The organism is Enterobacter sp. 6722112 (genome assembly GCF_058661685.1).
On sequence record NZ_JBZWGR010000007.1, the window covers coordinates 1377018 to 1403089 of the forward strand.

At 55.4% G+C, this 26072-nt stretch carries 19 protein-coding genes; 9 read left to right on the plus strand and 10 right to left on the minus strand.

Annotation, left to right across the window (positions count from 1 at the left end; all coding sequences use genetic code 11):
- From mukF to AC4OVU_RS08040, 6 genes are all read left to right on the plus strand, one after another.
- A complete protein-coding gene (gene mukF / locus AC4OVU_RS08015; protein ID WP_015570962.1) occupies positions 1-1323 on the plus strand; it encodes a chromosome partition protein MukF in 1323 nt (440 codons plus the stop codon).
- On the plus strand, positions 1304-2008 hold the full coding sequence (gene mukE / locus AC4OVU_RS08020) for a chromosome partition protein MukE (protein ID WP_017384823.1): 705 nt from the start codon (positions 1304-1306) through the stop codon (positions 2006-2008). Before mukF ends, mukE begins: the two co-directional genes overlap by 20 nt.
- Positions 2008-6456 (plus strand): chromosome partition protein MukB, encoded by a 4449-nt coding sequence (gene mukB / locus AC4OVU_RS08025; RefSeq protein WP_110292995.1) that lies wholly within the window; start codon positions 2008-2010, stop codon positions 6454-6456. Before mukE ends, mukB begins: the two co-directional genes overlap by 1 nt.
- A gap of 179 nt (positions 6457-6635) precedes the next feature.
- Positions 6636-8459 carry a L,D-transpeptidase gene (gene ldtD, locus AC4OVU_RS08030; RefSeq protein ID WP_110292994.1) on the plus strand — a complete coding sequence of 608 codons (1824 nt, stop codon included), beginning with the start codon at positions 6636-6638 and terminating at the stop codon, positions 8457-8459.
- Positions 8460-8634: 175 nt separating this feature from the next.
- Positions 8635-9186 carry a peptidoglycan L,D-endopeptidase MepK gene (gene mepK / locus AC4OVU_RS08035; RefSeq protein ID WP_032670198.1) on the plus strand — a complete coding sequence of 184 codons (552 nt, stop codon included), beginning with the start codon at positions 8635-8637 and terminating at the stop codon, positions 9184-9186.
- Positions 9187-9206: 20 nt separating this feature from the next.
- Positions 9207-9854, plus strand: coding sequence for an MBL fold metallo-hydrolase (locus AC4OVU_RS08040; protein ID WP_032619969.1), 648 nt, complete (start codon positions 9207-9209; stop codon positions 9852-9854).
- A gap of 53 nt (positions 9855-9907) precedes the next feature.
- Here the strand turns inward: AC4OVU_RS08040 and AC4OVU_RS08045 are convergent, their stop codons facing one another.
- From AC4OVU_RS08045 to pncB, 4 genes are all read right to left on the minus strand, one after another.
- The gene (locus AC4OVU_RS08045) at positions 9908-11098 is read right to left on the minus strand and encodes an amino acid aminotransferase (RefSeq protein WP_017384820.1); all 1191 of its coding nucleotides are present in this window, start codon (positions 11096-11098) and stop codon (positions 9908-9910) included.
- 184 nt (positions 11099-11282) lie between these two features.
- On the minus strand, positions 11283-12341 hold the full coding sequence (gene ompF / locus AC4OVU_RS08050; RefSeq protein ID WP_017384819.1) for a porin OmpF: 1059 nt from the start codon (positions 12339-12341) through the stop codon (positions 11283-11285).
- Positions 12342-12947: 606 nt separating this feature from the next.
- Entirely contained in the window at positions 12948-14348 is a 1401-nt protein-coding gene (asnS, locus tag AC4OVU_RS08055) for an asparagine--tRNA ligase (RefSeq protein WP_015570955.1), read from the minus strand.
- Positions 14349-14516: 168 nt separating this feature from the next.
- Positions 14517-15719: a nicotinate phosphoribosyltransferase gene (gene pncB, locus AC4OVU_RS08060; protein WP_110292874.1), complete on the minus strand. Its 1203-nt coding sequence runs from the start codon at positions 15717-15719 to the stop codon at positions 14517-14519.
- Between the two features lie 254 nt (positions 15720-15973).
- Here pncB and pepN point away from each other — a divergent pair, with 254 nt between their 5' ends.
- Positions 15974-18586, plus strand: coding sequence for an aminopeptidase N (pepN, locus tag AC4OVU_RS08065; protein ID WP_015570910.1), 2613 nt, complete (start codon positions 15974-15976; stop codon positions 18584-18586).
- A 100-nt stretch (positions 18587-18686) separates the two neighbouring features.
- Here pepN and ssuB read toward each other — a convergent pair whose 3' ends face one another.
- Genes ssuB through ssuE form a run of 5 tightly spaced genes read right to left on the minus strand, consistent with a single transcriptional unit; the run spans position 18687 to position 22927 of the window.
- A complete protein-coding gene (gene ssuB / locus AC4OVU_RS08070) occupies positions 18687-19457 on the minus strand; it encodes an aliphatic sulfonates ABC transporter ATP-binding protein (RefSeq protein WP_015570909.1) in 771 nt (256 codons plus the stop codon).
- On the minus strand, positions 19454-20245 hold the full coding sequence (gene ssuC / locus AC4OVU_RS08075) for an aliphatic sulfonate ABC transporter permease SsuC (RefSeq protein ID WP_003858185.1): 792 nt from the start codon (positions 20243-20245) through the stop codon (positions 19454-19456). Before ssuC ends, ssuB begins: the two co-directional genes overlap by 4 nt.
- A 9-nt stretch (positions 20246-20254) precedes the next feature.
- On the minus strand, positions 20255-21400 hold the full coding sequence (ssuD, locus tag AC4OVU_RS08080; RefSeq protein ID WP_017384817.1) for an FMNH2-dependent alkanesulfonate monooxygenase: 1146 nt from the start codon (positions 21398-21400) through the stop codon (positions 20255-20257).
- On the minus strand, positions 21397-22359 hold the full coding sequence (locus AC4OVU_RS08085) for a sulfonate ABC transporter substrate-binding protein (RefSeq protein ID WP_040117456.1): 963 nt from the start codon (positions 22357-22359) through the stop codon (positions 21397-21399). Before AC4OVU_RS08085 ends, ssuD begins: the two co-directional genes overlap by 4 nt.
- Positions 22352-22927, minus strand: coding sequence for an NADPH-dependent FMN reductase (ssuE, locus tag AC4OVU_RS08090; RefSeq protein ID WP_040117457.1), 576 nt, complete (start codon positions 22925-22927; stop codon positions 22352-22354). Before ssuE ends, AC4OVU_RS08085 begins: the two co-directional genes overlap by 8 nt.
- 249 nt (positions 22928-23176) lie before the next feature.
- Between ssuE and pyrD the strand changes: the two genes are divergently transcribed.
- Positions 23177-24187 (plus strand): quinone-dependent dihydroorotate dehydrogenase, encoded by a 1011-nt coding sequence (gene pyrD, locus AC4OVU_RS08095; RefSeq protein WP_015570907.1) that lies wholly within the window; start codon positions 23177-23179, stop codon positions 24185-24187.
- Positions 24188-24353: 166 nt separating this feature from the next.
- Complete coding sequence (zapC, locus tag AC4OVU_RS08100) at positions 24354-24896, plus strand: cell division protein ZapC (RefSeq protein ID WP_015570906.1); 543 nt, start codon at positions 24354-24356, stop codon at positions 24894-24896.
- On the opposite strand, the gene AC4OVU_RS08105 is transcribed toward zapC, so the two are convergent.
- Positions 24893-26002 carry a YcbX family protein gene (locus AC4OVU_RS08105; protein WP_047365681.1) on the minus strand — a complete coding sequence of 370 codons (1110 nt, stop codon included), beginning with the start codon at positions 26000-26002 and terminating at the stop codon, positions 24893-24895. The genes zapC and AC4OVU_RS08105 overlap by 4 nt on opposite strands.
- Between the last annotated feature and the right edge of the window lie 70 nt (positions 26003-26072).

The window sequence follows — 26072 nt, forward strand, 5'->3', positions numbered from 1 at the left end:
ATGAGTGAATTTTCCCAGACAGTCCCCGAACTGGTTGCCTGGGCCAGGAAAAACGATTTCTCCATCTCGCTGCCGGTAGACAGACTCTCATTCCTGCTGGCGGTTGCGACGCTAAACGGCGAACGCCTGGATGGCGAAATGAGTGAAGGCGAACTGGTGGATGCGTTCCGCCACGTCAGTGATGCGTTTGAGCAAACCAGCGAAACCATTAGCGTGCGTGCCAACAACGCAATCAATGATATGGTGCGTCAACGTCTGCTGAACCGCTTTACCAGCGAGCAGGCGGAAGGAAACGCCATCTATCGTCTTACGCCACTGGGCATTGGCATTACCGACTATTACATCCGCCAGCGCGAATTTTCCACGCTGCGTCTCTCCATGCAGCTCTCTATTGTTGCAGGTGAGCTGAAGCGTGCCGCCGACGCGGCTGATGAAAACGGTGACGAATTCCACTGGCATCGCAACGTTTACGCGCCGCTGAAATATTCGGTCGCCGAGATTTTCGACAGTATCGATCTGACTCAACGTCTGATGGACGAACAGCAGCAGCAGGTGAAAGACGATATCGCTCAACTGCTTAATAAAGACTGGCGTGCGGCCATCTCCAGCTGTGAACTCTTGCTGTCAGAAACGTCGGGTACGCTGCGTGAGTTGCAGGATACACTGGAGGCGGCGGGAGATAAGCTACAGGCCAATCTGCTACGCATTCAGGACGCGACGATGGCGCACGACGATCTGCATTTTATCGACCGTCTGGTGTTTGATTTGCAGAGCAAGCTTGACCGCATTATCAGCTGGGGCCAGCAGTCGATCGACCTGTGGATCGGTTACGACCGCCACGTGCATAAATTTATCCGTACCGCCATCGATATGGATAAGAATCGCGTCTTTGCTCAACGTCTGCGCCAGTCGGTACAGACCTACTTCGATGCGCCGTGGGCGCTGACCTACGCCAACGCCGATCGTCTGCTGGATATGCGCGACGAAGAGATGGCGCTGCGTGATGAAGAGGTCACCGGTGAACTGCCACCGGATCTGGAATACGAAGAATTTAACGAAATTCGCGAGCAGCTTGCGGCGATGATCGAAGAACAGCTCGCTGTCTACAAAACCAGACAAGCACCGCTGGATCTTGGCCTCGTGGTACGCGACTATCTGGCGCAGTATCCGCGCGCGCGCCACTTCGATGTTGCCCGCATTGTTGTAGACCAGGCGGTGCGCCTGGGCATCGCACAAGCCGATTTCACCGGACTGCCGCCGAAGTGGCAGCCGATTAACGATTACGGAGCCAAGGTACAGGCGCATGTCATTGACAAATATTGAACACGTGATGCCAGTTAAGCTGGCACAGGCGCTGGCGAATCCGTTGTTTCCGGCGCTGGATAGCCAGCTGCGTGCCGGTCGTCACATTGGCCTTGACGAGCTGGATAATCACGCCTTTTTGATGGACTTTCAGGAGTACCTGGAAGAGTTTTACGCTCGCTATAACGTTGAGCTGATCCGCGCGCCGGAAGGTTTTTTCTACCTGCGTCCGCGCTCTACCACGCTTATTCCGCGCTCGGTGCTTTCCGAACTGGATATGATGGTCGGCAAAATTCTCTGCTACCTCTATCTCAGCCCGGAACGTCTGGCGAATGAAGGGATCTTCACCCAGCAGGAGCTTTACGATGAGCTGCTGTCGCTGGCGGATGAAAGCAAGCTGCTCAAGCTGGTGAATAACCGCTCAACGGGGTCCGATCTGGACCGTCAGAAATTACAGGAAAAAGTTCGCTCTTCCCTGAACCGTCTGCGCCGTCTGGGAATGGTCTGGTTCATGGGTCACGACAGCAGCAAGTTCCGTATTACCGAATCGGTCTTCCGTTTTGGCGCCGACGTGCGTGCGGGTGACGATGCGCGTGAAGCGCAGCTGCGCATGATCCGTGACGGTGAAGCGATGCCGGTGGAAAACCATTTGCAGCTCAATGACGAGCACGAAGAGAATCAGCCGGATAGCGGGGAGGAAGAGTAATGATTGAACGCGGTAAATTTCGCTCACTAACGCTGATCAACTGGAACGGCTTCTTTGCCCGAACATTCGATCTGGATGAGCTGGTGACAACGCTCTCCGGCGGTAACGGGGCGGGTAAATCCACCACCATGGCGGCCTTCGTGACGGCGCTGATCCCTGACCTGACCCTGCTGCACTTCCGTAACACCACTGAAGCGGGCGCCACGAGCGGCTCTCGTGATAAAGGTCTGCACGGTAAGCTGAAAGCGGGCGTCTGTTATTCAGTGCTGGACGTGATCAACTCCCGCCATCAGCGCGTGGTTGTAGGCGTGCGTCTGCAACAGGTTGCTGGCCGCGACCGTAAAGTAGATATCAAACCGTTTGCGATCCAGGGACTACCAACCTCCGTACAGCCGACCGCGCTGCTGACGGAAACCCTGAATGAACGTCAGGCGCGCGTCCTCACGCTCCAGGAGCTGAAAGACAAGCTGGAAGCTATCGAAGGCGTGCAGTTTAAGCAGTTTAACTCCATTACCGACTATCACTCTCTGATGTTCGATCTCGGCGTGGTAGCCCGTCGTCTGCGCAGCGCGTCAGATCGTAGTAAATACTACCGTCTGATTGAAGCCTCCCTGTACGGCGGTATCTCCAGCGCCATTACTCGCTCCCTGCGCGACTACCTGCTGCCGGAAAACAGCGGCGTGCGTAAGGCCTTCCAGGATATGGAAGCCGCGCTGCGTGAAAACCGCATGACGCTGGAAGCGATTCGCGTCACACAGTCTGACCGCGACCTGTTTAAGCACCTGATCAGCGAAGCCACCAACTACGTGGCGGCGGACTATATGCGCCACGCCAACGAGCGCCGTATTCATCTCGACCAGGCGCTGGAGTATCGCCGCGAGCTGTTTACCTCCCGCAAACAGCTGGTGGCTGAGCAGTATAAGCATGTCGAAATGGCGCGCGAACTGGGCGAGCACAACGGTGCGGAAGGGGATCTGGAAGCCGATTACCAGGCGGCCAGCGATCACCTGAACCTGGTGCAGACCGCGCTGCGTCAGCAGGAAAAAATCGAGCGCTATGAAGCCGATCTGGATGAGCTGCAAATTCGTCTTGAAGAGCAAAATGAAGTGGTGGCCGAAGCTGCCGAATTGCAGGAAGAGAACGAAGCCCGCGCGGAAGCCGCCGAGCTGGAAGTGGATGAGCTGAAAAGCCAGCTTGCTGATTACCAGCAGGCGCTGGACGTGCAGCAGACGCGTGCGATTCAGTACAACCAGGCGTTGCAGGCGTTGCAGCGTGCCAAAGAGCTGTGCCATCTGCCGGACCTGACCCCGGAAAGCGCTGACGAATGGCTGGATACCTTCCAGGCCAAAGAGCAGGAAGCCACTGAGAAACTGCTTTCTCTCGATCAGAAAATGAGCGTGGCGCAAACGGCGCATAGCCAGTTTGAGCAGGCGTACCAGCTGGTGGTGGCGATCAACGGTCCGCTGGCGCGTAACGAAGCGTGGGACGTTGCCCGTGAGCTGCTGCGCGACGGCGTCAATCAACGCCATCTGGCCGAACAGGTGCAGCCGCTGCGCATGCGCCTGAACGAGCTGGAACAGCGTCTGCGTGAACAGCAGGAAGCCGAGCGTCTGCTGGCGGAATTCTGCAAGCGTCAGGGTAAAAATTACGATTTCGACGAGCTTGAGTCCCTGCACCAGGAGCTGGAAGCGCGTATTGCGGCCCTGTCGGATACCGTATCGAACGCCAGCGAACAGCGCATGACGCTGCGTCAGGAGCTGGAACAGCTTCAGTCGCGTTCGAAGACGCTCTTACAGCGTGCGCCGATCTGGCTGGCTGCACAAAGCAGCCTGAACCAGCTCAGCGAACAGTGTGGCCAGGAGTTTGCCTCCAGCCAGGACGTCACCGAGTACATGCAACAGCTGCTGGAGCGCGAGCGTGAAGCGATTGTTGAGCGTGACGAAGTGGGTGCGCGCAAGCGTGACGTCGATGAAGAGATCGAGCGTTTAAGCCAGCCTGGCGGCTCAGAAGATCCGCGCCTGAATGCCTTAGCCGAGCGTTTCGGCGGCGTGCTGCTGTCTGAAATTTACGACGATGTCGGCCTGGACGATGCGCCGTACTTCTCCGCGCTGTACGGTCCATCCCGTAACGCGATTGTGGTGCCGGATCTGTCGCTGATTTCGGACCAGCTTGCAGGGCTGGAAGACTGCCCGGAAGATCTCTACCTCATCGAAGGGGATCCGCAGTCGTTTGATGACAGCGTATTCAGCGTCGACGAGCTGGAAAAAGCGGTGGTGGTGAAAATCGCCGATCGCCAGTGGCGCTATTCGCGCTTCCCGGAACTGCCGCTGTTTGGCCGCGCCGCGCGTGAAAACCGTATTGAAAGCCTGCACGCTGAGCGCGAAACGCTTTCTGAACGTTTTGCAACCCTGTCGTTTGATGTTCAAAAAACGCAGCGTCTGCATCAGGCGTTCAGCCGCTTTATCGGCAGCCACCTGGGCGTTGCCTTTGAGCCCGATCCGGAAGCTGAAATCCGCAAGCTCAACACCCGCCGTGGTGAGCTGGAGCGTGCGCTTGCCAGCCATGAAAATGACAACCAGCAAAGCCGCGTGCAGTTCGAGCAGGCGAAAGAGGGCGTTGCGGCCCTTAACCGCATCCTGCCGCGCCTGAACCTGCTGGCGGACGATACGCTCGCCGACCGCGTGGACGAAATTCAGGAACGTCTGGACGAAGCGCAGGAAGCGGCGCGCTTTGTGCAGCAGCACGGCAATCAGCTGGCAAAACTGGAGCCGATGGTTTCCGTTCTCCAGAGCGACCCGGAACAGTTTGAGCAGTTAAAAGAAGATTACGCCTGGTCACAGCAGGTGCAGCGCGAAGCGCGTCAGCAGGCGTTTGCCCTGACGGAAGTGGTGCAACGTCGCGCACACTTCGGCTACTCCGATTCAGCAGAAATGCTGAGCGGGAACAGTGATCTTAATGAAAAGCTGCGCGAGCGTCTTGAGCAGGCCGAAGCAGAGCGTACGCGCGCCCGTGAAGCGATGCGTACTCACGCCGCACAGCTGAGCCAGTACAGCCAGGTCATGGCCTCGCTGAAAAGCTCCTTCGACACCAAGAAAGAGCTGTTAAACGATCTGCATAAAGAGTTGCAGGACATCGGCGTGCGCGCCGACAGCGGTGCAGAAGAGCGGGCGCGTATTCGCCGCGATGAGCTGCATGCTCAGCTCAGTAACAACCGCGCGCGTCGTAATCAGCTGGAAAAAGCGCTGACCTTCTGTGAAGCAGAGATGGACAACCTGACGCGACGCCTGCGCAAGCTGGAGCGTGACTATCATGAGATGCGTGAACAGGTTGTGACCGCGAAGGCGGGGTGGTGCGCGGTGATGCGCATGGTGAAAGATAACAACGTGGAGCGTCGTCTGCATCGTCGCGAGCTGGCGTACCTGTCAGCCGATGAACTGCGCTCTATGTCGGATAAGGCGCTGGGGGCGCTGCGTCTGGCGGTGGCGGATAACGAACACCTGCGCGACGTGCTGCGTATGTCCGAAGATCCGAAGCGTCCTGAGCGCAAAATTCAGTTCTTCGTGGCGGTTTATCAGCACTTACGCGAGCGTATTCGTCAGGACATCATCCGTACCGACGATCCGGTGGAAGCGATCGAACAGATGGAGATCGAGCTGGGCCGACTGACGGAGGAGCTGACCTCCCGCGAGCAGAAGCTGGCAATCAGCTCCCGCAGCGTGGCGAATATTATTCGTAAAACCATTCAGCGCGAGCAGAACCGTATCCGTCAGCTGAACCAGGGCCTGCAAAGCGTGTCGTTTGGCCAGGTCAACAGCGTGCGGCTGAACGTGAACGTGCGTGAAGCGCACTCCACGCTGCTGGACGTGTTGTCTGAACAGCACGAACAGCACCAGGATCTGTTCAACAGTAACCGCCTGACCTTCTCCGAAGCGCTGGCGAAGCTGTATCAGCGTCTGAATCCGCAGATTGACATGGGCCAGCGTACGCCGCAAACCATCGGCGAGGAGCTGCTGGACTACCGCAACTATCTGGAAATGGAAGTTGAGGTTAACCGTGGCTCAGACGGCTGGCTGCGCGCGGAATCCGGTGCGCTCTCTACCGGTGAAGCCATCGGAACCGGTATGTCGATTCTGGTGATGGTAGTGCAGAGCTGGGAAGATGAAGCGCGTCGTCTGCGCGGCAAAGACATCTCGCCATGCCGTCTGCTGTTCCTCGATGAAGCCGCGCGTCTCGACGCTCGCTCCATCGCCACGCTGTTTGAGCTTTGCGAGCGACTCGATATGCAGCTCATCATCGCGGCGCCGGAAAATATCAGTCCGGAAAAAGGGACCACCTATAAGCTGGTGCGTAAGGTGTTCCAGAACAGTGAACACGTGCACGTCGTGGGCCTGCGTGGTTTCGCCCCACAGCCACCGGAGTCATTACCGGGCACGGCTGACGCCTCTTAAACTGGGGTGCGACAAATAGCGGCGCTCATGCGCCGCTTTTTTTATTCACTTAACTTGTGTTCAGGGCTGCGTTATCTTTAAACTTCTTTACATAAGGTAAGGCAGCAGCGTGTGTGCCTTTCTATACTGAAGGAAAGCTCCAGAATAATGGGCATGTCGTGAAAAACAGGGGGCAAGGGATGTTGCTTAAGAAAAATCGTGGTCGTCAGCTGTCTGCGCTGAGTTTGTGCCTGACAGTGATGTTTGCTCCACTGTTGACCGCTCAGGCCGATGAGCCTGAAATTGTACCGACGGACAGCTCCGCGACAATGGGCGCGCAGCCGACGTCGCTGTCACAACCGCTGGATCAGTCTCCGGCGACGGCCATCATGGCCGGCATTAAACCGCTGCCGGAAGGCATCGATACTGAATCATTACGCCAGCAGCTTATGACCGGGCTGCCCTCGGGCTATACTCCCGCTTACATTAACCAGCTCACGCTGCTTTACGCTGCGCGCGATATGAAACCGATGTGGGAAAATCGCGAGGCGGTACGTGCCTTCCAGCAGCAGCTGGCTGAAGTGGCGATTGCAGGTTTTCAGCCGCAGTTCACGACCTGGGTTGAACTCCTGACCGACCCTGCCGTTACCGGACAGGCGCGTGACGTGGTGCTGTCTGATGCCATGATGGGCTACTTACAGTTTGTGGCGGGGATTTCGGTGAACGGCAACCGCTGGTTATACAGCAGTAAACCGTACAAGCTGGCGACGCCTGCGCTGTCCGTCATTAACCAGTGGCAGCTGTCGCTGGATAACGGCGAACTGCCGCGCTTTATCGCAAGCCTTGCGCCTGCCCATCCGCAATATGCCACGATGCATCAGTCGCTTCTTGAGCTGGTTGCGGATTCCCGCCCGTGGCCTCAGCTGCGCGGCACCACAACGCTGCGTCCGGGGCAGTGGAGCAGCGATGTGCCTGCGATCCGCGAAATCATGAAACGCTCCGGCATTCTCGACAGCGGCCCTAAAATTGCGCTGCCCGGTGACGAGACGCAAAATGCGGTCGTCAGCCCGTCGGCGCCGGTAAAAGAGAAAACGGCCGTTGCGTTGAGCAATAAGCCCGCCGCTTACGATCGCGAGCTGGTCGCCGCAGTGAAGCAGTTCCAGGCCGCGCAGGGGCTTGGCGCTGACGGCGTGATTGGTCCATCTACTCGCGACTGGCTGAACGTCTCTCCGGCCCAGCGGGCAGGGGTGCTGGCGTTGAATATCCAGCGCTTGCGCTTGCTGCCGGGCACGTTATCCACCGGCATTATGGTCAACATTCCGGCGTACTCCCTGGTCTACTATCAGGACGGTAGCGAAGTGCTGGCGTCCCGCGTGATTGTCGGCCGACCTGACCGTAAAACGCCAATGATGAGCAGCGCGCTGAATAACGTGGTGGTTAACCCGCCGTGGAACGTGCCGCCGACGCTGGCGCGCAAAGATATCCTGCCTAAGGTATGGAATGACCCGGGTTATCTGGAGCGACATAACTATACGGTGATGCGGGGCTGGAACAGCAAAGAAGCGATTGATCCCTGGATGGTCGACTGGTCAACGATTACGCCTTCGAACCTGCCGTTCCGTTTCCAGCAGGCACCGGGCGCCCATAACTCGCTGGGACGTTACAAATTCAATATGCCAAGTTCGGACGCTATCTACCTGCATGATACCCCGAACCATAATCTGTTCCAGAAAGATGCACGCGCGCTCAGCTCGGGCTGTGTTCGCGTGAACAAGGCCTCCGAGCTGGCGAATATGCTGTTGCAGGATGCAGGCTGGAACGATGCGCGGATATCAGATGCCCTGAAGCAGGGGGATACGCGTTACGTCAATATTCGCCACAATATTCCGGTCAATCTTTACTATCTGACGGCGTTTGTAGGCGCGGACGGACGCACCCAGTATCGTACAGATATTTACAATTATGATCTGACAGCGCGATCCGGCGCACAAATTTTGCCAAAAGCGGAACAATTAATCAGGTAAATGAAGTAGTTCGGTAAAAATGATTGTCGTAAGTTATGGTGAATATGAGGCGATCTGTCTGCAAGCCGCGTATTCACTGGGGTTGGGTGCCTTGACGTAGCAGGCTTTGCCAGTTATGGTGCCCTTCGTGCGCTAAGCATATTGACAATTTCTTTTACCTGTAGACCTGATTATCATGGACAAATTTGACGCTAATCGCCGCAAATTGCTGGCGTTAGGTGGCGTTGCGCTGGGCGCAGCAGTCATCCTTCCGACGCCAGCATTTGCCACCCTCTCGACACCTCGTCCGCGTATTTTAACGCTCAACAATCTGCATACTGGTGAGACGCTTAAAGCGGAATTTTTCGATGGCAGAGGCTATATTCAGGATGAATTAGCAAGACTCAACCATTTTTTCCGTGATTTCCGCGCGAATAAAATCAAAGCCATCGACCCTGGATTATTCGATCAGCTTTACCGCTTGCAGGGACTGCTGGGGACCAAAAGGCCGGTGCAACTCATTTCTGGCTATCGCTCTCTGGATACCAACAATGAACTGCGCGCCCACAGCCGTGGGGTAGCGAAAAAAAGCTATCACACTAAAGGGCAGGCGATGGATTTCCATATTGAAGGCGTTTCGTTAGCCAATATTCGCAAAGCGGCGTTATCTATGCGCGCAGGTGGTGTAGGATACTACCCACGTAGCAACTTTGTGCATATTGATACCGGGCCGGTTCGGCACTGGTAATAACGAAACACAGGAGCAGTATGAACTATCGTATTATTCCGGTTACCGCGTTCTCACAGAACTGTTCATTGATCTGGTGTGAACAAACTAAACTGGCCGCGCTTGTCGATCCCGGTGGAGACGCCGGGACAATCAAGCAGGAAGTCGCTGCCAGCGGTGTAACGCTGATGCAGATTTTACTCACCCATGGCCATCTCGACCATGTGGGTGCAGCGGCAGAACTGGCTGAACACTACGGTGTGCCGATTATCGGCCCGGAAAAAGAAGATGAGTTCTGGCTTCAGGGGCTGCCTGCCCAAAGCCGCATGTTTGGTCTGGATGAGTGTCAGCCACTGACACCGGACCGCTGGCTGAACGAAGGCGATCGCGTTAACGTAGGGAATGTAACTTTACAGGTGTTGCATTGCCCAGGGCATACGCCCGGCCATATCGTCTTCTTTGATGACGTGTCGCGCCTGCTGATTTCCGGTGACGTGATTTTCAAAGGGGGCGTAGGACGCAGCGATTTCCCACGCGGCGATCACGGTCAACTGATTCAGTCGATTAAGCAGAAGTTATTGCCGTTAGGTGATGATGTGACGTTTATCCCTGGACACGGACCAATGTCGACGCTGGGCGATGAGCGGTTGCATAACCCGTTCCTTCAGGATGAAATGCCTGTCTGGTAAACCCGGTAAAATAAAAAAGCCTGCGCGATGCAGGCTTTTTTTATGGGTGCAGGTTACAGCACCGCGACAATGGCTTCGCACAGCGGCGCCATGTTGTCAGGCGTCATACCTGCAACGTTCACGCGGCCAGAGGCAACGGCATACACGCCAAACTCTTCACGCAGGCGCAGCACCTGCTCTTTGGTCAGGCCGCTGAAGGAGAACATGCCGTTCTGCTTGATGATGAAGCTGAAGTCACGGTCAGCGCCTTTCTCAGCCAGCGTGTTCACAAACAGCAGACGCATGCGCTGAATGCGCTGACGCATATCGTTCAGCTCTTGTTCCCAGATTGCGCGCAGCGCATCGTTGCTCAGGATCGTCGCGACCACAGACGCACCGTGTGCCGGTGGGTTAGAGTAGTTAGCGCGGATCACGGACTTCATCTGGCTGAATGCGCGATCGACGGTTGCTTCGTCAGCAGCCACCAGCGTACAGGCGCCGACACGCTCGTTATACAGACCAAAGTTCTTGGAATAGGAGCTTGCGACAATCAGCTCCTGATGGACGGCGGCGAATGCGCGCAGACCTTCAGCATCTTCTTCCAGACCACGGGCAAAGCCCTGGTAAGCGAAGTCAAACAGCGGCAGCCAGCCTTTTTCAACGGACAGCTTAGCCAGCTGTTCCCACTGTTCAAGCGTAGGATCGATACCGGTTGGGTTATGGCAGCAGCCGTGGAACAGCACCACATCGCCCGCCTGGGCTTCGCTCAGGCTGGCCAGCAGACCGTCGAAATCCAGCGCGTGGTTTGCCGCGTCGTAGTAGGCGTATTCACGCACTTCCAGACCCGCAGAATTAAAAACGCTCTTGTGGTTCGGCCAGCTTGGATTGCTTACCCACACACGCTTCACAGAGGTGTTTTTCGCCAGGAAATCTGCCGCCACGCGCAGTGCGCCGGTACCGCCTGGGGTCTGCGCCGTGCGGGCGCGTTTTTCGCTCACAATGGTGCTGCCTTTGCCGAACAGCAGCTCCTGGGTGCAGCGACCAAATTCAGGGATACCATCAATACCGAGGTAGTTTTTGGTGGTTTCGTTTTCCAGCAGATACTGCTCAGCTTTTTTGACGCTGGTCAGTACCGGAGTTTTGCCGGTTTCATCTTTATATACACCAATACCCAGGTTGATTTTGCCAGGGCGGTCGTCGGCACGAAACAGATCGGCCAGGCCCAGAATTGGGTCGGCAGGAGCGGCAGTAATGTTCTCAAACATGACGAAGTTCCATTGTGATTACAGAAGTGAAATCCGCTATCAGGTTAACGGTAGATTTACAAAATGCCAACCGTTTGCGACGAAAAGCGTGCGGCTTTTCAAAAGTCGCTATTATTTTCTCTCAGGAATAAAAAAACAGGGCCGAAGCCCTGTTCATTAAGCATATAACAACGAGGTGTGCTGATTAGAACTGGTAAACCAGACCCAGAGCCACGATATCGTCGTTGTTGATGCCCAGCTTGTTGTCGTCTTTCAGCTGGTTGATCTGATAGTCAACATAGGTAGACATGTTTTTGTTGAAGTAGTATGTCGCACCAACGTCGATGTAGTTGATGTAGTCTTCGTCACCGATACCTTCTACGTCTTTCGCTTTAGATTTGTAGTATGCGATGGATGGACGCAGACCGAAGTCGAACTGGTACTGAGCGACGACAGAGAAGTCCTGAGACTTGTTAGCGAAACCACGGCTGCCCAGACGCGCTGCGTTACGCATTTCGCCATAAATAGCTGCCAGGTAGATATTGTTCGCGTCATATTTCAGGCCGGTTGCCCACTGTTCAGCTTTGTCACCTTTACCCCATTCCAGCGTCTGCTGGTTGTTGGTACGGTCAGCTGCACCATAAGCACCCACAATGCCGAAACCGTCGAAATCATAGCTCAGAGAGGTTGCCCAGCCGTCACCGTTGGAACGTACTGCGTCATCACGTTCATTTTTGCCCAGGTACTGAACACCAAAGTTCAGACCGTCAACCAGGCCGAAGAAGTTGCTGTTACGGTAAGTCGCCAGACCACCCGTACGGCCTGCGAAGAAGTTATCGCTCGCGCCGGTGTCGCCGCCGAACTCAGGCAGCATATCGGTGATGCCGATTGCGTCATAGACCAGACCGTAGTTACGACCGTAGTCGAAGGAGCCTGCGTCACCAAATTTCAGACCTGCGAATGCCAGACGGGTTTTGTTGCCGTTCTGTGCATCGCCACCTTCAGAGTTGTTACCCTGGAAGTTGTATTCCCACTGACCGTAGCCAGTCAGCTGATCGTTGATCTGAGTTTCACCTTTGAAGCCCAGACGCGCGTAAGTGTTGTCGCCATCGTTGCCCGCGTAATCAGAGAAGTAATGCAGGCCAACTGCTTTCCCGTAAAGATCTAATTTGTTGCCGTCTTTGTTATAGATTTCAGCAGCGTTTGCTGCACCGGCTACCAGCAGGGCAGGGACTACCACTGCCAGGATATTGCGCTTCATCATTATTTATTACCCTCATTGGTTTTTTTATGACACTCGCCACTGCCGCCAATAAATTCTGTCAATAAATATTTCCGGAACTATTGATGAGAGTTAGGTGTCTTTATGTGTCTGACAGGCATCTTTCCATTCATAGAACCGTTTCGCTACACTGAAAGTGCTACAATCTTCAAGATTCAGTTACCAAAAGAAAATATGTGTAACTAAATATGTATTTTTGGGAACTTTGTGAAGCACCTCAAATTTCAGTGCCGCCTGGCGAATTAAACATCCGCTTTATTCTTATATATATGATTTCCTTATGTTTAATTTAGCTAAAGGCCTTTCGTATAAACAGAAGTTAAACGGCTCATTTTTTCTTATGATTGACAAAAGCCATCCAGATGGCTGTGAAATTGATTGTTTTTTATGCTAATGCGTAAGAATTGTTTTAAGCGCAATAAGAATGGGGTTATTTTTTTGTCTCAGGATATTTCGTGGAAACAAAACGTAACAGGTAGAGGTAATAGCGGGGTTGTGGTTTAAAGACGCTTACTTCTGACTGACGAAAACTGACATTGCAGGATAAAATAATGGCCAGCATTTGCTGGCCATTAATGATTTGGTCGGTTAGAAACTTGCGTTACGCGGTGTGCGTGGGAACGGAATCACATCACGTACGTTCTGAACACCTGTTACGTAAGCAATCAGACGTTCGAAGCCCAGGCCAAAGCCGGAGTGTGGAACGGTGCCGTAGCGACGGAGATCGCGATACCAGCTGTAGTCCGCCGGGTTAAGGCCCATCTCCTGCATACGCGCGTCCAGCACATCCAGGCGCTCTTCACGCTGGGAGCCACCGATGATCTCACCGATGCCCGGCGCGAGGACATCCATCGCGGCAACGGTTTTACCGTCTTCGTTAAGGCGCATATAGAACGCCTTAATGTCTTTCGGATAGTTTTTCACCACAACCGGTGCTTTAAAGTGCTTCTCTGCCAGATAACGTTCGTGCTCGGAGGAGAGATCCACGCCCCAGTAAACCGGGTTTTCGAATTTCTCACCGCATTTTTCCAGGATTGCGACCGCGTCGGTGTAATCCACCTGCGCGAAGTCTGCGGAGACGAAGCGCTCAAGACGGGCGATGGCGTCGTTATCGACACGCTCAGCGAAGAATTTCATGTCGTCTGCACGCTCTTCGAGAACGGCTTTAAACACGTATTTCAGCATCGCTTCTGCCAGGGCTGCCGCGTCATTTAGATCGGCAAAGGCCACTTCCGGCTCCAGCATCCAGAATTCCGCCAGGTGACGGCTGGTGTTGGAGTTTTCCGCACGGAAGGTTGGGCCGAAGGTGTAGATCTTAGACAGCGCACAGGCGTAGGTTTCACCGTTGAGCTGGCCGGAAACCGTCAGGAAGGCTTCTTTACCAAAGAAGTCTTTGTCGTAATCGACTTTACCTTCCGGCGTACGCGGCAGGTTTTCCATATCCAGCGTTGAAACGCGGAACATTTCACCTGCGCCTTCGGTATCGGAAGCCGTGATCAGCGGAGTAGAAACCCAGAAGTAACCCTGCTCGTCAAAGAAACGATGCAGCGCCTGCGCCAGCGTATGACGCACGCGGGCAACCGCACCAATCAGGTTGGTGCGCGGACGCAGGTGCGCGACTTCACGCAGATATTCGATGCTGTGACGCTTTGCAGCCATCGGGTAGGTGTCAGGATCTTCAACCCAGCCGGTCACTTCCACCGAGGTCGCCTGAATTTCGTAGCTCTGACCCTGGCCCGGAGAGGCCACCACAACACCGGTGACGATCACGGAACAGCCGGTTGTCAGGTGCAGAACGTCATCATTGTAATTGGGCAGAGAATTATTAATGACGGCCTGTACAGGATCAAAGCAGGAACCGTCATAGACGGCGAGGAAGGAGATGCCAGCTTTAGAATCTCGGCGAGTACGCACCCATCCGCGCACGGTGACCTCCTGGTCAACGGCGACACGGCCCTGGAGTACGTCGGCTACAGGCACAACGCTCATAATATTCTCTCTGTTAATAGTCGGAAAAAATAAACACTTGTCCGCCCTTATAGGGGGGATATCTATGTTACCTGCCATCCGCTATCAGACAAGTAAATTTCACCGTCTTATGAGAAGAAATAAGAAATTAATAAGAGAAGGGGAGCCATGAAGGCTCCCCCGAAGCCGTTAACTGGCTTTTTTAACCTGAGGCAGATCGAAGGCTTTACGTAATGCGCGGACAAACGCTTTGTCATGGCAGATGGTTTTGCCCGGACTGTCGGAGAGCTTCGCGACCGGCTTACCGTTACATTCCACCAGTTTTATGACGATGTTCAGCGGTTTCACCTGAGGAATATCACAGGTTAACCGCGTACCAATCCCGAAACTCAGGTTCACCCGCGATGAGAAATGGCGATAAAGGTCGACGGCTTTCGCCAGGTCAAGGTTATCGGAGAAGACCAGCACCTTACTCATGGGGTCGATGCCCAGTTTTTCGTAATGGGCGATGGCTTTCTCACCCCATTCAACCGGGTCCCCGGAATCATGGCGCAAACCCTGGTAGCGTTCGGCAAACTCAGGGCCAAAGTCGCGCAGGAACGCGTCCATGGTAATGCAGTCGGTAAGGGCAATACCCAGCCGATCCGGGTATTCCTTTAGCCACGCGGCGAGGGCGGCGCGCTGGCTGTTGGCAAGGTCAGGGCTGATCTGCTGGTGCGCCTGGAACCATTCGTGCGCCTGGGTGCCCATAGGCGTTAAATCAAGGCGACGTGCCAGATCGTAGTTACTGGTGCCAACGAACCACGGCTCCTGTTGCAGACGTCTGACAATGGCTTCCTGAACCTCGCGAGAGAAGCGGCGGCGCGTGCCAAAGTCCATCAGACGGAATCGGGACATATCCAGCCCTTCGGTCAGTCTGGAAAACTCAACGAGTTTATTCTCCAGAGCGGCAACCGCCTGCGTCACACCGGTTTCAGGGGAGCGATAGCGGTGGGCCAGCTCGCTGATCACGGCCAGAAGCGGCACTTCCCACATGATCACCTCACGCCACGGGCCGGTCAGACGAATGTCCAGCTTGCCGTTATCATTGGTGACGGTGACCTGTTCCGGGTTATAGCGGAACTCACGCAGCCAGTTCAGATAATCCGCTTTAAAGAAAGGCAGGCCTGAAAGCCACTGATATTCGTCATCGGTGAGCGCCAGATGCTGCATGCCCTCGACCTGTTCACGAATGGAATCTGCGTAGATACCCAGCAAGTCGTCACCCCGGCAGCGAAATTCCGCCGCAACATGGACATCATGATAGTGGTGAAACACGGCTTGCTGCATATGCAGCTTGTACGCGTCGGTATCCAGCAACGTATGCAGAACCGGAGAAGCGAATTGAGTCATAGGTGCGCTGTAGCATCCTCTCACGGGAGCGTTTAGTACAATAAACAACTCCGGAGTATACCCTGTTTAGTGATTTATTGAACCCCGATCACAACATAAGCACACTTTATGGTCGAGAGCATTTCGTGCCCCGTGTTATAAAAATGTAGCTAAAAAGGGCGTTGTGCCTGAAAAGATGAACATTCTGCATAGCGCGTTTTACACAACAGGAATATATTGAATCGTTACTCGACAAACGATGCATAAGGTTTTCTATGACACAACAGCCACAAGCTAAATACCGCCACGACTATCGTGCGCCGGAATACCTGATAAGCGATATCGATCTGACTTTCGACCTGGATGCCACAAAAACCGTGGTGACTGCGGTAAGCCAGGTGACGCGCCAGAGCGCGACTGCCGTGCCGCTGCGTCTGGATGGTGAAGACCTGACGCTGGTTTCCCTGCATATTAACGATGAAGCCTGGTCAGACTATAAAGAAGAAGGCAACCAGCTGGTCATCGACAACCTGCCGGAACGCTTTACCCTGCGCATCGTGAATGAAATTAGCCCTGCCGCCAATACCGCGCTGGAAGGACTTTACCAGTCAGGCGTAGCCCTGTGTACCCAGTGTGAAGCCGAAGGTTTCCGCCACATTACCTGGTATCTGGATCGCCCGGACGTCCTGGCGCGCTTTACCACCAAAATTATTGCCGACAAAACGCTGTACCCGTACCTGCTTTCCAACGGCAACCGGATTGGTGAAGGGGAACTGGAGAATGGCCGTCACTGGGTACAGTGGCAGGATCCGTTCCCGAAACCCTGCTATCTGTTTGCGCTGGTGGCGGGAGATTTCGATGTCCTGCGCGACACCTTTAAAACGCGCTCTGGCCGTGAAGTCGCGCTGGAGCTGTTCGTGGACCGTGGCAACCTTGACCGCGCACCGTGGGCAATGACTTCCCTCATCAACTCCATGAAGTGGGATGAAACGCGCTTTGGCCTCGAATATGACCTCGACATCTATATGATCGTTGCGGTCGATTTCTTCAACATGGGCGCGATGGAGAATAAAGGTCTTAACATCTTTAACTCTAAATACGTGCTGGCGCGTACCGATACCGCCACGGATAAAGATTACCTCGATATCGAACGCGTTATCGGCCACGAATATTTCCATAACTGGACCGGGAACCGCGTCACCTGTCGCGACTGGTTCCAGCTGAGCCTGAAAGAGGGCTTAACCGTCTTCCGCGATCAGGAGTTCAGCTCCGATCTGGGATCGCGGGCGGTGAACCGCATCAACAACGTGCGCACCATGCGTGGTCTGCAATTTGCAGAAGATGCCAGCCCAATGGCGCACCCGATCCGCCCGGATAAAGTCATTGAGATGAATAACTTCTACACCCTGACGGTGTATGAAAAAGGCGCTGAAATTATCCGTATGATCCACACCCTGCTGGGCGAAGAGAATTTCCAGAAAGGGATGCAGCTTTACTTTGAGCGTCACGACGGCAGTGCGGCCACCTGCGACGATTTCGTCCAGGCGATGGAGGACGCCTCTAACGTCGATTTGTCTCATTTCCGCCGCTGGTACAGCCAGGCCGGTACGCCGATTGTGACGGTCAAAGACGACTACAACCCGGAAACTGAGCAGTACACGCTGACCATCAGCCAGCGCACGCCGCCAACGGCCGAGCAGGAAGAGAAACATCCGCTGCACATTCCATTCAGCGTTGAGCTGTACGACAACGAAGGCAACGTGATCCCGTTACAGAAGGGCGGCCACCCGGTGCATAACGTGCTGAACGTGACCCAGGCAGAGCAGACCTTTATCTTCGATAACGTCTATTTCCAGCCCGTTCCTGCCCTGCTGTGCGAATTCTCCGCGCCGGTGAAACTCGAATACAAGTGGAGCGATCAGCAGCTGACGTTCCTGATGCGTCACGCGCGCAACGATTTCTCGCGCTGGGATGCCGCACAAAGTCTGCTGGCGACCTACATCAAGCTGAACGTCAACCGTTACCAGCAGGGCCAGCCGCTGACGCTGCCGGTTCATGTGGCAGACGCGTTCCGTGCCATCCTGCTGGATGAGAACATTGACCCGGCGCTGGCGGCTGAAATTTTAACGCTGCCTTCTGCGACTGAAATCGCCGAGCTGTTTGACATCATCGACCCGATTGCCATCGTCGCCGTGCGTGAAGCGCTGACCCGCACGCTGGCGACCGAACTGGCAGATGAGTTCCTCGCCATTTACAACGCCAACAAGCTGGACGCGTATCGGGTGGAACATGCGGATATCGGTAAACGTTCCCTGCGCAATACCTGCCTGCGCTATCTGGCGTTTGGTGAGGCAGAGCTGGCGAACACGCTGGTCAGCAAGCAGTACCACGAAGCCGATAACATGACGGATGCCCTGGCCGCGCTGGCCGCAAGCGTTGCCGCCGAGCTACCGTGCCGCGATGCGCTGATGCAGGAGTACGACGACAAGTGGCATCAGGATGGTCTGGTGATGGACAAGTGGTTCATCCTTCAGGCCACCAGCCCGGCAGCCGATGTACTCAGCAAAGTACGCAGCCTGCTGAAGCACCGTTCGTTCACCATGAGCAACCCGAACCGCGTCCGCTCTCTGATTGGTGCCTTCGCCAGCAGCAACCCGGCCGCGTTCCATGCCGAAGACGGCAGCGGTTATCAGTTCATGGTTGAAATGCTGACCGAGCTGAACAGCCGTAACCCGCAGGTGGCGTCTCGTCTGATTGAGCCGCTGATCCGCCTGAAACGTTACGATGCGCAGCGTCAGGCGAAAATGCGCGCCGCGCTTGAGCAGCTGAAAGGGCTGGAAAATCTGTCTGGCGATCTGTACGAGAAGATTGCTAAGGCGCTGGCCTGATGTAAAAAAGCCCGGTGGCGCTACGCTTACCGGGCCTACGTGGGGTCGCGGGGCATCGGTTTTCTCCCTCTCCCTGTGGGAGAGGGCCGGGGTGAGGGCATCAGGCATTAGCCTTTATCCGCTGAATCTCCGCTTCCCCACGTTTCATCACCCGATCCAGTACTTCGGCTTCCAGCTCCGCCAGTCTGGCCGATCCCACGCGGCGAGGACGTGGAATATCTACCGTCAGATCCAGACCAATTTTGCCCTCTTCTATTAACAGCACCCTGTCTGCCATTGCCACGGCTTCACTGACATCATGCGTCACCAGCAGTACCGTAAAGCCGTGCGTCTGCCAGAGGGTTTCAATCAGATCCTGCATCTCGATCCGCGTCAGGGCATCAAGCGCGCCGAGCGGTTCATCGAGCAGCAACAGGCCGGGACGGTGAATCAGCGCGCGTGCCAGCGCTACGCGCTGCTTTTGTCCACCCGACAGGGCCGCAGGCCACTCTCCCGCGCGATTCTCCAGCCCTACCGCAGCGAGTGCCTGCCGGGCGTCCTCCCGCCAGCTGCCCTTCAGGCCCAGCCCGACGTTATCCATCACCGTTTTCCACGGCAGCAGACGCGCGTCCTGAAACATCATGCGCGTATCATCCTGAATCGTGGCCAGCGGCGTAGTGCCTGCCAGAATGTCACCGCTGTTTGGCGCTTCCAGCCCGGCTAAAAGACGCAGCAGGGTACTCTTGCCGCCACCGCTGCGGCCGACAACGGCCACAAACTGTCCGGCAGGAATATGCAGATCCAGTGCATTCAGAATGGTGTTGTCGCCGTAGCGTTTGGTCACGCCGTTCAGCAGTAACGGTGTTCCCTGGTTCAGTCGTGCAGTATTCATGCTTTCGCCTCCTGAGCGGTGTAGGCCGGGTTCCAGCGCAGCCAGCTACGTTCCAGCCACTGGGCGCTGACGTCCGCAAGTTTGCCGAGCAGGGCATAAAGGATAATGGCAACCACCACCACGTCCGTTTGCAGGAACTCGCGGGCGTTCATCGCCAGATAACCAATGCCGGAGTTAGCCGAAATGGTTTCCGCCACGATCAGGGTTAGCCACATCAGGCCGAGCGCAAAACGCACCCCAACCATAATGGAGGGCAGGGCGCCCGGCAGGATCACATGGGTAAACAGGGCAAAACCTGACAGGCCATAGCTGCGGGCCATCTCCACCAGACCGCGATCGATATTACGGATCCCATGCCAGGTATTGATATAAATCGGGAATAACGTTCCCAGCGCCACGAGGAAAATTTTGGCGCTCTCATCAATGCCAAACCACAGGATAACCAGCGGAATAAGCGCCAGATGCGGCACGTTGCGCAGCATCTGAACGGAGGTATCCAGTAGCCGCTCACCCCAGCGTGACAGGCCGCTGATCAGCCCCAGCGTCAGGCCGATGCTTCCGCCAATCGAAAAGCCAATTACCGCGCGCCAGGAGCTGATGGCAAGATGTTGCCACAGCTCACCGCTGGCGCTTAGCGACCAGAACGCTTCCACAACGCCCTCCGGAGAGGGCAAAATGCGGCTCGACAGCCAGCCAGTTGAAGACGCCAGTTGCCAGACGAGGACAATGCCGACGGGCAGAAACCACGGCGCGGCGCGCAGCAGCCATTTTTGTGCGGTTGCAGACATGGTGGCTCCTTAGCTTTGCGCGACTTTTCTCGGGATAAACGCGTTCGCCACGGCTTCGCCCTGCAACTGAAGCTGACGTGGCTGCGGAATTTCCGGGATAGCGACATCCAGATGCGGGAACAGCAGTTCACCCACCTTGTACGCCTCCTCCAGATGTGGGTAGCCAGACAGGATAAAGCTGTCGATCCCCAGCGCCGCATATTCATTAATGCGTGCCGCTACGGTTGGACCGTCGCCGACCAGTGCCGTGCCGGCGCCGCCGCGCACCAGACCTACCCCGGCCCACAGGTTCGGGCTGATCTCAAGATTTTCACGCTTGCCGTTGTGCAGGGAAGCCATCCGATGTTGGCCCACGGAGTCGGTTTTGGCAAACGCCGCCTGTGCTTTAGCGATTGTGTCGTCGTCCAGATGAGCGATCAGACGGTCGGCGGCTTGCCAGGCCTCGTCGTTGGTTTCGCGGACGATCACGTGCAGGCGAATGCCGAAGCGTACCGTACGGCCATGTTCTGCGGCTTTAGCGCGTACCTGAGCAATTTTCTCTTTCACCAGCTCCGGTGGCTCGCCCCAGGTCAGATAGAGATCGACCTGCTCAGCCGCCAGCTCCTGCGCCACGTCCGACGATCCGCCGAAATAGAGGGGAGGACGCGGCTGCTGTACCGGCGGGAAGTAGAGCTGTGCATCGCGAACGTGGATATGTTTCCCTTCGAAGGTGACGGTTTCCCCTTCCAGCAGACGTCGCCAGACGCGGGTGAACTCTGCGGAGGCTTCATAGCGCTCGGTATGATCGAGGAAGACGCCATCGCCCGCCAGCTCCTGCGGATCGCTGCCCGTCACCAGGTTGAACAGCGCACGGCCGTTGGAAAGCCTGTCCAGCGTTGCCGCCTGACGCGCCGCGACGGTGGGCGACACCACGCTCGGGCGCAAGGCTACCAGGAATTTCAGACGCTGGGTGACGGGGATCATTGACGCGGCAACCAGCCACGCATCCTCACACGAGCGGCCCGTCGGGATCAGTACCCCGGTAAAACCGATGCGGTCTGCCGCCTGGGCGATCTGCTGTAGATAGCCGTGATCGACCGGGCGGGCGCCTTCTTCTGTGCCAAGATAGTGTCCATCACCGTGGGTGGGTAAAAACCAGAAAAGATTCAGACTCATGATTTTTTTCCTTCAATGACAGCGGGTTGCCAGATGCGTTCGCGAATATTCACCTGCTTTGGAACCAGGCGGTTTTGATAAAAGAGGTCTGCCGTTTGCTGCTGGAGAGCGGCAACGTGGGCGTCAACCGGTGCTATGGTGGTGGGAGGACGGTGGTCAAGATAAGTGGCGATCACCGGTTCAGGCAGGCCCATGGTTTTTGCCAGCAGCGTGATGCTCTGCTGACGCTGGCTTTGGGTCAGCGCATCGGCCTGAGAGAAGGTATCCAGCACCTGCTGAATAAATGCGCCATTTTTCTCAGCGTAAGGACGTGCCGCCAGGTAGAACGAACCGGTCTGCTTCAGGGTGGTGCCGTCTTTCAGCACCCGCACACCGCCCTGCAACAGTGCGGCGGAGTAGTACGGATCCCAGATAGCCCAGGCATCAACATTTTTTTGCTGAAACGCCGCGCGCGCATCGGCAGGCGTCAGGTAAACGGGCTGGATATCGGTGAATTTAAGGCCGGCCTCCTGCAACGCGCGCAGCAGCAGGTTGTGCGAGCTTGAACCTTTCTGGAAAGCAACCTTACGGCCTTTGAGGTCGGCGACGCTTTTGATCTCACTGTTTTCCGGCACCAAAATAACCTCTGCCTTCGGCTTGGCGGGCTCAACGCCAACGTAAACCAGATCCGCCCCGGCAGCCTGCGCAAAGATTGGCGGGATATCGCCGGTGCTACCTAAATCAATACTCCCGACGTTCAGCGCCTCCAGCATCTGTGGTCCGGCAGGGAACTCGACCCATGAGAATTTGGTCTCCGGGAAACGCTTCTCAAGCAACGCATGGCTTTTCGCCAACACCATGCTGACGCTGCCTTTCTGATAACCGATACGCAGGCTCTCCGGCGCTTTCTCCGCCGCCTGAGCCAGCGACGCCACTGCCAGCAGACCTGCCAGCCCGATACGGGTAACTGTTTTAAACATGCGCCACTCCTTGTGATTGATGAAATGCTGCCGCGTGGCGATCCCGACGGCTCAGGGCGTGCCAGAAGGTTTCGAGCGCACTGTCGAGGCGGGTTTGCAGATTCGGCGTGAAATGGGGTTTATGCTGGTAGTCGATTACCTGTGAGTCGTCAGCGAAGACGCCATGCAGGATCTCCTGCGCTTTCAGCGCGTTCAGAACCGGCTTGAGGGCATAATCCACCGCCAGTAAATGAGCTACCGTACCGCCTGTGGCCAGCGGCAGGACGACCTTACCGTCCAGCGCGCGTTCGGGCAGCAGATCGAGCAGCGTTTTCAGTGCGCCGGAAAAAGAGGCTTTATAAATCGGTGTCGCGACGACCAGCCCGTCAGCACTCTTAAGTTGTTCGATCAGGGTTTTCAGCGCCGGGCTGTCGAAACGGGCGTAGAGCAGATCTTCAGGCGCGAAATTGTGCAAATTCCAGTGACACACTTCGACATCCAGAGCATTAAGCTTTTCGCGAGCGTATTCCAGCAGTGCGCTGGAGCGAGAGGGGAAGCGGGGGCTTCCGGCCAGGGTAATGACGCGCATGGTTGCTCCTTATAACTAATTGTTTGCTTTTATCTAACATTCATAACAATTTTCAGGAGTGTGACATTGCGTGGTTATTCCACTAAATGATTTATCCTCAGGATGAATGCAGAAAAATGCATAAGAAGCGAACCGATAAGTAAACGATTGCGTTTTACGTGGCTTTTTTTGCCACAGGTCAATTCCCTTTCCGGGCGGAATCGCACATAATCCCCTCCCGGTTTGCACACCGGGAATCCAGGAGAGTTCATGTACTACCCCTTCGTTCGTAAAGCCCTTTTCCAGCTCGATCCTGAGCGCGCTCATGAATTTACATTTCAGCAGTTACGCCGTATTACAGGAACGCCTCTGGCCGCGCTGGTGCGTCAAAACGTGCCGGAAAAACCAGTTCAGTGCATGGGCCTGACTTTCAAAAATCCACTGGGCCTGGCGGCCGGTCTGGACAAAAATGGCGAATGCATTGATGCACTCGGTGCGATGGGCTTTGGCTCGATCGAAATCGGGACGGTGACGCCGCGTCCGCAGCCGGGAAATGACAAGCCACGTCTGTTTCGCCTGGTTGAAGCCGAGGGGCTGATCAACCGCATGGGCTTTAATAACCTTGGCGTCGATCATCTGGTTGAGAACGTTAAGAAAGCCCATTTTGATGGCGTGCTGGGTATTAATATTGGCAAAAATAAAGACACGCCGGTCGAGCAGGGTAAAGATGACTATCTGATTTGTATGGAAAAAGTCTATGCCTATGCCGGTTATATTGCGGTGAATATATCTTCGCCTAACACCCCAGGGCTGCGTTCATTACAATATGGCGAAGCGCTCGACGATCTTCTTAGCGCCATTAAAAATAAACAAACGGCGCTACAGGCGATCCACCATAAATATGTTCCGGTCGCGGTTAAGATCGCCCCGGATCTTTCGGCAGAAGAATTGATCCAGGTTGCCGACAGTTTAGTTCGCCATAATATTGATGGTGTGATTGCAACCAATACAACACTCGATCGCTCTCTCGTTCAGGGAATGAAAAACTGTGACGAAGCGGGTGGATTAAGTGGCCGTCCGGTACAATTAAAAAGCACCGAAATTATTCGCGCACTCTCCGCAGAATTAAAAGGTCAGCTGCCGATTATTGGCGTGGGTGGCATTGACTCTGTCATCGCTGCACGTGAGAAGATGGCGGCAGGTGCATCGCTGGTGCAAATTTATTCCGGCTTTATTTTTAAAGGGCCGCCGCTGATTAAAGAAATCGTCACGCATATCTAATCTTTTCTCTTAATCAGACAACCAGGGCTTTATTTCCAGCCCTGGTTGTTTTATATTCCGTCATTGTTGCTTATTTAAACATTATAGTCTTTTATTACTAGTGTTATAAGCGAAGCGGCAAACAGGACATTTTTAGTACAGGACGTTTAGGGGACGGGAGAGAAACATGCGAATTAAACCTGACGATAACTGGCGCTGGTATTTTTGTGACGAGCATGACCGTATGATGCTCGACTTAGCCAATGGCATGTTGTTTCGCTCTCGTTTTGCGCGCCGAATGTTAACGCCAGACGCGTTTGCTCCCTCAGGCTTTTGCGTTGACGACGCTGCACTCTATTTCTCTTTTGAAGAAAAATGCCGCGAGTTCGATCTCTCCAAAGAACAGCGCGCTGAACTGGTACTAAATGCGCTGGTGGCGATCCGTTTCCTGAAACCGCAAATGCCGAAAAGCTGGCATTTTCTCGCCCACGGCATGTGCTGGACCCCGGCTATCGGCGATGCGGCGAGCGTCAATCTGAGCGATACCGAAGAAGAGGTGAATTTGCTGGTGGTTGAACCCGGTGAAAACGCTGCGCTCTGTTTGCTGGCCCAACCCGGCGTGACCATTGCCGGGCGAGTTATGCAGTTAGGTGATGCCATCAAAGTGATGAATGACAGGCTGAAGCCACAGCTGCGCGTTGATTCCTTCAGCCTTGAACAGGCAGTTTAAGCTTCCAGCTGTACGGATGTTTTCGGGACACAGCTACAGCACAGGATCGTGCCGTCACTGCCAATTGCAGATTTCTTCAGGGCACTTACTTCACCATCGACCAGTTTAATGCGACAGCATCCGCAAATCCCCGCGCGACAGGAATACGGTACGCGGATACCTGCCTGTTCCAGCTGTTCCAGTAGCACCTGCTGATTGTTACCACGGATAACTTTGCCTTCCCAGTGAATATCCACCGCGGAAGCGACGTTGGTGACAACGTCAACCATCTCTTCATCCTGACCTGCGCCGTACACCCTGGCAGGCCCGCGGGTGAGAATTTCGACCTCGTCGCCCACGCGGATCACGCCGCTGGAGCGGGGGATCAGGTTCTGGCCGAAGTCGACATCGCCGTTATCCTGCGCGGTACGAAATGACTGCAAGGTTTTCAGCGGTTCGCCGGAAGGGTGTTTCTGGCCTTTCTCCGGGCTGACGGTGGTAAAAATACAGCGGCTGCACGGCTTCACGACATCAAAAATAACGCTGCCGATGCGGATCACTTTCCAGGTATCTTCATCCCAGGCATTCGCTCCGGTCACCACCAGATTCGGGCGAAATTGCTCCATCTGCACGCTGGCTTTGCAACGGTTTTGTAAATCACGCAGCGAGGCCTCGCTGGTCAGAAGGAAGGGAAAACCATCCGCGAAGGAGAGAGGAACCGCATCGTGGCGCTTCACGCGACGGGTCAGCGCAGGCCCAACCCAGCGCAGCTGAACGTCACGGGAGAAAAAGCCGCTCAGCCACTGGTTAATGTTATCCGGCGCGATACGCGCGGTAAAATGATTGCCCCACACTTCCGTTGGCGCATCAAGCGGCGCAAAATCAGCAAAGCGGATCACGACGCTTGAACCGTCCGGCGCGGTCAAATGCAGCCCGTCATGAAGCGGGGAAGGGGTAAAGCGAACCATCTGCGGGAACTGACGTGCGGTGATAAACGTACCGTCAGGCTCGGTGACCATAAAAATACGATCGAAGGCGAATCCGCTCATATCGGCCAGCGCGTGAGAGACGCCGATGCCGCGCATGGATTTCACCGGATGAATAAAAAGCCTGGATAACGTCGCCACTGCACACTCCCGCTAAAGAAAATAAGCCTTCAACTTTATGACATACACGCCATATTAGCTATAATGCGCG